Source organism: Winogradskyella pacifica (assembly GCF_013403915.1).
Taxonomy (GTDB): Bacteria; Bacteroidota; Bacteroidia; order Flavobacteriales; family Flavobacteriaceae; genus Winogradskyella; species Winogradskyella pacifica.
On record NZ_JABFDI010000051.1, the window covers coordinates 1 to 1,216 of the forward strand.

At 66.6% G+C, this 1,216-nt stretch carries 2 protein-coding genes; one reads left to right on the forward strand and one right to left on the reverse strand.

The window, feature by feature from the left end:
- Positions 1–123: 123 nt before the first annotated feature.
- Positions 124–507 carry a hypothetical protein gene (locus HM984_RS18005; RefSeq protein ID WP_179350105.1) on the reverse strand — a complete coding sequence of 128 codons (384 nt, stop codon included), beginning with the start codon at positions 505–507 and terminating at the stop codon, positions 124–126.
- Between HM984_RS18005 and HM984_RS18010 the strand changes: the two genes are divergently transcribed.
- Positions 479–1,216, forward strand: a 738-nt coding sequence (locus HM984_RS18010) for an IS4 family transposase (RefSeq protein WP_218845074.1), incomplete at its 3' end; no start/stop codon positions are given. The two genes, HM984_RS18005 and HM984_RS18010, sit on opposite strands and share 29 nt — an antisense overlap.

Here is a 1,216-nt window from a genome sequence, read left to right on the forward strand (position 1 = left end):
CGCCTTCGGCGGGCCCGTGGCGACACCGACCGCCGAACGGCTGCAGGGCGGTGGGCTTACCTACAACCGCTTCCACACGACAGCGCTGTGTGCCCCGACCCCAATGCCACGTAGCTTGTTCCGTTAGGCCGCCTGATCTGCGGTTTTGCTGAGTCGGTGGAGGTTGATGGTGGGAGGCCCGGTGTGGCGGGTGCTGGCGGGTTCGTGGCGTTTCTTGACGCGGTAGCCGTTGTGGCGGGCGCGTTTGACGGCGCGGGGGCAGGTGCGTTCACGGCGGGCGTGCAGTGGTTTGCCGGCGATGTCGGCCAGCATTTCAGGTGCAATGCCACGTAGCTTGTGGCTGATTGGGGCTTGACCTGCGATTTTGGGGGGTGGTTCGGCGTGGTGGCCGACCGCGAAGTCCGGCCGATGGTGGGTGAGGTGTCTGTGCTCGGCGTGGCGGCTCGAGTTTTGGTTCAGATCTCGAGACCATGCCAGCGTGAATGATGTTGTGGTGACGCCGGACATGGTGTCGTTGGGTGTGTTGGTCAACGCGGTTCCCCGTGATGTCATCGATTCGGCGGTGGCCGAGTGCGGGGTGGTGGCCAAACGCAAGGGCGGCAAGCTGCCCCCGCATGTGACGGCGTATCTGATGATGGGGTTGTGCCTGTTCACCGACGACGACTACGAAGAAGTCGCCACGAAGGTCACCGGGTCGTTGTCGCGGTGGGGGTGTTGGGACGCCGCGTGGACTGTGCCCACGGCCAGCGGGATCACCCAAGCGCGGAAACGGTTGGGCCGCAACATCATGTCCGAGGTGTTCGAAGGGGTCGCGCAACCGGTGGCGACCAGGTCCACCCAGGGTGCGTGGCTGCGGGGTTGGCGGCTGCTCGCGATCGACGGGTTCGAGGTCGATGTGCCCGACACCGACGCCAATGCCGCCGAGTTCGGCTACGCCGGGTCCGGGGAGAACCGGTCGGCGTTCCCGAAGGCGCGGGTGGTCGCGTTGGCCGAGTGCGCAACCCACGTGTTCGTGGCCGCCGAGGTCGACGCCTGGGCGGTGGGCGAGAAATCCCTGGCCAACCGGTTGTATCTGCGGTTGCGGCGCGACGAGTTGTTGACCGCGGACCGCAACTTCTATTCCTTCCATGCGTGGGACTTGGCGGCGGGGACCGGGGCGGCACTATTGTGGCGGGCACCGACCCAGCTCGGGTTGCCGGTCGTCGACGTCCTCGAC